This window comes from Nocardia sp. NPDC049737 (assembly GCF_040674755.1).
Taxonomy (GTDB): Bacteria; Actinomycetota; Actinomycetes; order Mycobacteriales; family Mycobacteriaceae; genus Nocardia.
The window spans coordinates 1-6,830 of sequence record NZ_JBFANH010000079.1 but is presented as its reverse complement, the minus strand read 5'-3'; the positions used below and the strand labels follow the sequence as shown (position 1 = coordinate 6,830).

The window sequence follows — 6,830 nt, the reverse complement described above, 5'->3', positions numbered from 1 at the left end:
TTCCTCCGTAAACCACACGACTTGGCCGCGACGCTGACCGAATCGGTACGCCTGCACGAGGCCATCCGAAAACGCCTCGGCAGTCACCTGTTCAAAGACTTTCTTGCGAACAATCCGAACCGACGGGTGCAGTCGAGCAGTCCGACACCCTGATCGAGCAGGTTGTGCACCGCATGCCAGCGTTCCAACGTGCTGGTTTCGCGGGTAAGCGTCTGCCTCTTCGGACCGGCGGCTGCCCAGCATCGGCCATGCGCGGCAACGACTTTTTCGACCGATCGGGCAAGCCCGTGCCAGAGGTGCCAGCGGTCACTGGCCTTCAGCGCGGCGGGCAGTGCCCGGCGGATGGCTTCGGCGTAGGTAGCCGATCCGTCGCGGACGACGAGCTCGACACCGGGGTTGTCGCGCAGCCATGCTTCGAGAGTCTCGGACTTGCGGTCGGGCAGGACAGCGATTCGTTCGTGGCTGACCGCGTCGATCACCGCTGTGCCGTAGCGGTTTCGGCGCCGCAACGCGAAATCGTCCACGCTTACCACCCGAGGCACCGGCCGGTGAGGCAGCGGGATTTGCAGCAATACCCGTACTGCGGTGTGGCGGGACAGCCGAACCGGCAGCGCGGCGAGCAGCCGAACTGCGGCCCGACCGGCCAGTTCCCTCACGACCGCCCGCACCTGGCCGGTCAGCCGAGTGGTGCGCCGCTGGTAACGTTCGAGCACGCCAGGAACCTGCTCGCGAAAGGTCCTGCAGCACTGCGGCGTCGGACAGATCAACCGCCGAATCCGCACCCGCACGACCACGAGCCGGCCGTCCACCGGTAGATCGGCGACGGTCCGATGGTGATAGCTGTGAACCTTCACCGACTCCACGCCGCAGCGCGAGCATGCCGCAGGACCCGGCGCTGTCCTGGCACGCACCACGATCTGCGGACCATCATCAACGACAGCCTCGACCAGCAGAGCCGACAACCCTGAGAAAGCAAGCCCGACAGCAATATTCACCTCGCCCACCCGGGCATCGTGCCGTCAGACCATCACGCTGAGCCACCGAAAGTGAGCCAGAGCCGTTGTTGTTCTTACAGTCCCGACCCTTCACGCGAGTGACTTACCAACTGGCAGCGTACTGAGTCAACCGAAGCCGAGCCGGTCCCTTCAGTACTTCAGTGTCAGTGTGGTGGGCCGGCGATTTCGAGTTCTTGGATTATGGGGTGGATCATGGGATTAGCGCTAGCGACCGTGAGGCGTACGTAGCGGGCGGTAAGTGAGTTTTGTACTGTGCCGGTTGTGGGGTCGGTGGTGACCGGTGTCCAGGTGTGGTTATCGGTGGATGCTGTGATTGTGTACGTCGGTGCGTGCTCGGCCCAGCGCGGGAGGATTCTGCTGATGGGATGATCGGTGCCCAGATCGACCGTGAGGTTTGCTCGGGTGCCCTCGGGTGCCCAACCGGTGGCCAGACTGCCATCGACTGCCGCAGCGGCGTATCGGCCCGGTTCCTCGGAAGATGCGGTAACAGATGTACATCGGGCGAGGTTTTCGCTGTGGTCCAGATCCGGTCGCCGAGTCGTGACGGTCAATGGCTGGTCGGCACTGACGAGGTCGACGCCGGTCGAGGTTTCGACCTGCATCGGCGCACCGTCGGTGAGGGTGATGGTTGTGCGGTCGGGTCCGAGTTCGGCGTCGAAAGTTCTCCCCTGCCAGTGCATTCCGTGGATGGACACTCCGGATTTCAGTTCCGGCGATAGCAAGGGGTCGATACGGATCCTGTCCTCGCGCAGGCGCAGCCCCAGCAGTCCGTTGGTGAAAGACTGCAGGAATCCCCCAGCCGCGGTAACGAACGTGAACGCTGGTGCGCTCAGGATTTCCGCGAGGCCCCCGACACCCCGCGACTCCGAGAATTGCCCGAACGGTGCGCGCATGAATGAGCGCACCGCACGTTCGACATAGGTTTTGGTCGCGCAGCCGGGGCGCCCGACCGCCGCGGCGGCGATGGCGTGTATCGAGTCGGTCATGGCTGGGCCGCCGGGATCGGTGCGTTCGGCGTAGAAGTCGAGCGTATGCTCGGAAACCTCTTGGGACATGGGCCATTCCAGGGGATAGATCAGAAGCGCGGCGTCGGCCTGTTTGATCGGTGTGCCCGGATAGCCGTCGTACTGCAGGAAGGTCTGCCGTGCGGGGTCGAACGGTATGCGCAGCCGGTCGGCGATGGTGGTCCATTCCGGTGGGCTGGGTTCGCGCAGGAGATCGGCGGCGTGTGCGGCATTGCGCAGGGCAAGCGCGGCCACAGCATTGGTGTAAACCCCGTCTCGTACGCCGTTGCTGTATTCGTCGGGGCCTGCGACATCGTTGATGGAGTAGCTGCCGTCCGGATTCGGCGTGACACGCGAGGCCCAGAATTCGGCCACATTGCGCATGACCGGCCAGATGCGGGTGCGTAGATAATCATCGTCGCCGGTGGCGAGATAGTACTGCCAGGCCGCCAGGGAGATATCACCCTGCAGATGAACCTGGTTCAGGCAGTGCGGCGGCAGCCAGCTGAGACATTCGGCCAGATCGCCGCGGCTGGCGCTGGTCCATGGATAGAACGCGCCACGGAAACCGAGCAGCCGCGCATTGGCCTGCGCTGCCGGCAGCGTCTTGTACCGGTACTCCACAACCGATTTCGCCAGCTCGGGCGCGAACTGCAACAGCGTCGGAAACATCCAGGTATCGGCATCCCAGAACACCGCGCCCGCATAGTTGTCGCTACTGAGCCCAACCGGTGAAATGCTGTTGTCCTGCCCGGAATTCGTGCTCGAATACAGCGAATACAGCGCGCCACGCACCCAAGCCTGGATTTCGGGAGCATCCGGTATGACAACCTCGCCCCGCCATAGCTCCCGCCACGCCGCCGCTGTGTCGGCGAGCAGCCGCGACCAGCCCTTGTCCGCGGCTCGACGCGCGGCGTCGAACGCCGCAGTCGCAGAATCCGGGGCGGTGAGCGTTGTGTCGACACCGACGAACTTCGTCACCTCGTAGGTTTCGTCCGCCCGCGCCTCCCACCGCGCCTCCCGGCCGATACTCAATCCGAGTGCTGGCGAAACCTGCTGTGCTGTCGATGCTGTCGTGCGTAACACCGAAGCGACCGCACCGGTGACTGCGTTGCCATCGGTTCGGAAGCCGACACCGATACCGTCCTCGCCGCGCGCACCACCGTCGATCTGCGTCATTCGCCGTGCACCGGCACCGTCGAGCACATCGCTGACGGTGACTTGACCGGACCAGTGCGGCACCATCGTCAGCCGCACCGCCCCGACATGCTGATCGACGCGATCGGTGAGCACCTCGTACACCAGATCGGTGGTCTTGCCGTCCCGTGTGGTCCAGGTGAGGGAGGTGCGTACCAGCCCGCACCGCTGGTGCACCGTCTGCGCGAGATTCGTGATCTGCGCCGCCGGTGTTGCGCCGGAGTACTTCTCGTCGCCGACACCGACGGTGAGGCCCGACCAGTTCGGAATGGCCGCCGCCACCTCGCGGTCCGCGGCGACGGTCGGTGTGTGACCGTACAGTCCGGCAACGAACGCGCCGTCATAGCGTGGCGTGTACAGCGGCCAACCACTCAATTGGTCCGTCCCCGCGTAGCCCATACCACGCGGGGGCACCCGCAACCCGAGATAGCCGTTGCCCACGAAGGGATGCCGATCGTAGGCGGCATCGACCGCGCCGCTCGACGGTGCCCACTCCGGCGCAGCGGCGAGCTCGTCATCCGGGCAAATAGTCCCCGCCGTCACCTCGGACATGTGGCGCACCGCCACCACAGGAACCTGAACCACCAGCGCGAGGACCATAAGCATCGCGACAGCGATCCAAGCCCTTGCCCACACGCCGACGCGCCCGAAGCACCTACCTATCAAGGACAACTACGTACCTCTCCATATGGTGTGTGGGTCCCACCGAAGCCCACCACGCGGCGGAAGGGTGGTTGATAGCCAATGTGGGCAGTCGATTCGGGAAGGGAAACGACTACTGCGCCCTGTACCAACAGAAACAGCTGATCGTCGGTAGGCGATGCTCCAGTCTGATCAGCCGTTTACGCCTCCGGCGGGGCTACCTACAGATCGGAACGAGGACGACCAGGTATCTTGTTGGTCGCCCAGTTGTCCTGGCTGATCTCTGTCGTCCAGCGTTCAACACGCCGCCGCGCTGCGCGCTTCAGCCTCCTCGGCCCCACCGTCCCGAGCTCGGACTCCGAAGGGCACACAGTCGGAGATCGATCGACAGCCTTTTCCACCATGGCCGTTGGGGATCGGGTCGCGCGATCGGTATTCTCGCTCTCGTGACCTCGGCAGGCGATGCAACTGGTGGGTGTCGAGGCATCGTGGCTAAACTGCCGCACAGCGGCGCACAGTAGATACTGCACTGGCGTTGTTAACCGAGCATGGTGTCGGCGGGACGTCGTTGCAGATGATCGCCGACGCCCTCGGTGTGACGAAAGCCGCTGTCGACTATCAGTTCAAGTCGAAGAACGACATCATCCTCGCGGTGGCCGAGACCGGACTGGAAAGGTTGGATGCCTCGATCGGCGCCGCCGAGGCGGAGGAGGGCGATCTGCGTGCTCGAGAGGTCCTGCTCACCCAGATCGACCTCGCGGTGCAACGCCGACGATTGGTCGGCGTGCTGCAGACCGATCCGGTCATGGTGCGATTCCTCGCCGATCACGACGCGTATGCCCAAATGATCCCAAATGATGGAGCGCTTGTTGACGGATTTGAGTGGTGCGAACGCCGACATCGACATGCGCGTCGAGGCGGCGATGATATCGGCGGCCATCAGTGGCGCCGCTCTTCATCCGCTGGCGATCGACCTCGACGATGAGACGTTGCGGTCTCATCTGATGCGTCTGGCGCGACGGCTTTTTCGGCTTTCCGAGTAGCCTCGATGTCTGCGCGGTGATCAGCAGCCGGGCACCGGTCCACCTTGCAGTTCGACCAGCGCGCAGAACGTCGTCGCCGCGACCTTCCACTGACCGTTTTCCTGCACCGCCTGCCCGGACTGATCAGGCAGCACCGGGTTGCCGCCCATCAGCAGCGTGTACGTGACGGTGGCGTGCGCAGCATCGCCCGCCTGCACCGCGGACACGGTCGCCGTCGTCTGTGTGGCCGGGTTGTCGGCTTGGGCCGTCAGTACCGGCGCGAAGGTCGTGCCGTTCTCTACCAGAGCGACCCGCTGATCCACCGGTGTTTTGGTGTCGAAGAATGCCACGAAGGCGTGGGTGACCGCGTTGGTCGTGGCCGAATCAGCTTGTGCCGCAGTCGATGACATCGACGCCGCGGCGGCGGTCGTTGTCGTGGTGCCGCTCGTTTTGTCGGTGGAGCCGCACGCGGTGGCGGTGGCGACGGTGATTGCGGCGATGCCGCACCAGGTCGCGATGGTGCGAATGGTGGTGTCGTACATGATGGATCTCCTCTCGAAGCTGGTGATTCGGTTGCTCACCCGAGTGTCAAACGGTTGCGCAACGGGGTTCGCGCTTCTGAGAATGGCGTTACCCTGTGATAGGCGACACTAGCCGAACGGCTAGGTATACGTCCACCCCGAATCGGAAAGCTCGAACCTGGAGTTGTCCATGCCTATCGATGTCTACCAGTTCCGCCGCCGTGGCCGGCCCCGCCACCTTTGCCCACGCTGGGTGAACGGTGTTGACGCCCACCGGCTCGGCGAAGCCTCGTGTTTGCGCATCTTCACGGCGCTTACCAATGCTCGCGCTCTGCAACGAAGCGGGTCCGCTGCGATACCTCATGGCGGCGCCGGGCGGCCGACGAGAACCGACGACGTCGCCCACGAAGCGCTCGACCACCTCGCAGACGGGCCCACCGGGATCTTCGGTCAGAACCTGCCGGTCGGCGGTTCACCGTTCGGTGCGATGAGCTGCCGCGCTGCACTGCTCGCGATGAGCCGGGGGCGCATTAGGCGCCGATACCCAGGAGATAGTCCGATCACGAACAGGCACGCGCAGATCGGTCAGGGGGTGGCCCCGCTCGGCCGGTCGACGCCGCGAACCCGGCGCAAGCCGAAAAGGCCGTAGTCCAAAGGGAATTCGAGCGGGTTCTGTAGTCCACGTCGACACGTCCCTCAATTTTTATCCCACCAGGAATCGTTGACCTGTCCGCATGACTGCCGCCCGGTCCCGGCAAAGCCGGCAAGCAACCGTTTTCAGTCAACACTATGCAGGCGCAGGGTGTTGCGTTTATGCTCAGAGCACTGACTAGCCGATCGGCTAGTCTCCCTCGTCAAGATTAGATAGGCATGGTGCACGTTATGGCCGAGACGGAGAGCGCGCAGGTCGAGAGGTGCCGCCGTAGGGCAGGGCGAGTTACCGGCGCAAGGACAAGTGTCGCGCGCGACATTGCTCGAATCCGGTGAGCATTATGCCAGGCCATTTCCGTGATCACCGGCGGCAGCAGGTCTGGGTGACAGTGCTTTTCCGTGAGGATTCGAAGCGATTAGGCGAACCGACGGGGAATTGATCTTATTCTGGACTCTGCCCATCTTGGGATAATCTGGATCACCGCATACTTCTCGTTTCCGGGTTTCGTCCATCCGATGGCACCGCCGATGTCGGCGGATAACGTCGCGGACTTCTATCGGGATCCGGCGAATATCACCCGCATTCGGTACACCTTGATCGACCACGAGCTGACCGTACCGAATTCCTTCCACCAAGGTGTTCCCCATGTCGATCAGCGTTTCGTCCCGCCACGCCGGTCCCGACCAGGTTGCCACGTACACCTGTCACGAGCTGATGGCGTCGGCGCTCGACGGCGGCGGGCACTCGGACGCGACCCGGCGTCTGGAGATCGCCGC

The 6,830-nt window shown here is 63.9% G+C and carries 3 protein-coding genes and 2 pseudogenes; 2 read left to right on the top strand and 3 right to left on the bottom strand.

Annotation, left to right across the window (positions count from 1 at the left end; genetic code table 11):
- Window positions 1-119: 119 nt before the first annotated feature.
- Window positions 120-1,004: pseudogene (locus AB0J47_RS41965) on the bottom strand (ISL3 family transposase); the annotation flags it as partial.
- 155 nt (window positions 1,005-1,159) lie between these two features.
- Window positions 1,160-3,769, bottom strand: a complete 2,610-nt coding sequence (locus tag AB0J47_RS41960; protein WP_364360198.1) for a discoidin domain-containing protein — start codon at window positions 3,767-3,769, stop codon at window positions 1,160-1,162.
- Window positions 3,770-4,433: 664 nt separating this feature from the next.
- Between AB0J47_RS41960 and AB0J47_RS41955 the strand changes: the two genes are divergently transcribed.
- On the top strand, window positions 4,434-4,844 hold the full coding sequence (locus AB0J47_RS41955; protein WP_364360201.1) for a TetR/AcrR family transcriptional regulator: 411 nt from the start codon (window positions 4,434-4,436) through the stop codon (window positions 4,842-4,844).
- A gap of 78 nt (window positions 4,845-4,922) precedes the next feature.
- Here the strand turns inward: AB0J47_RS41955 and AB0J47_RS41950 are convergent, their stop codons facing one another.
- Window positions 4,923-5,423, bottom strand: coding sequence for a hypothetical protein (locus AB0J47_RS41950; protein ID WP_329406784.1), 501 nt, complete (start codon window positions 5,421-5,423; stop codon window positions 4,923-4,925).
- 1,045 nt (window positions 5,424-6,468) lie between these two features.
- Here AB0J47_RS41950 and AB0J47_RS41945 point away from each other — a divergent pair.
- Window positions 6,469-6,653, top strand: a pseudogene (locus AB0J47_RS41945) (hypothetical protein); the annotation flags it as partial.
- Window positions 6,654-6,830 lie beyond the last annotated feature (177 nt).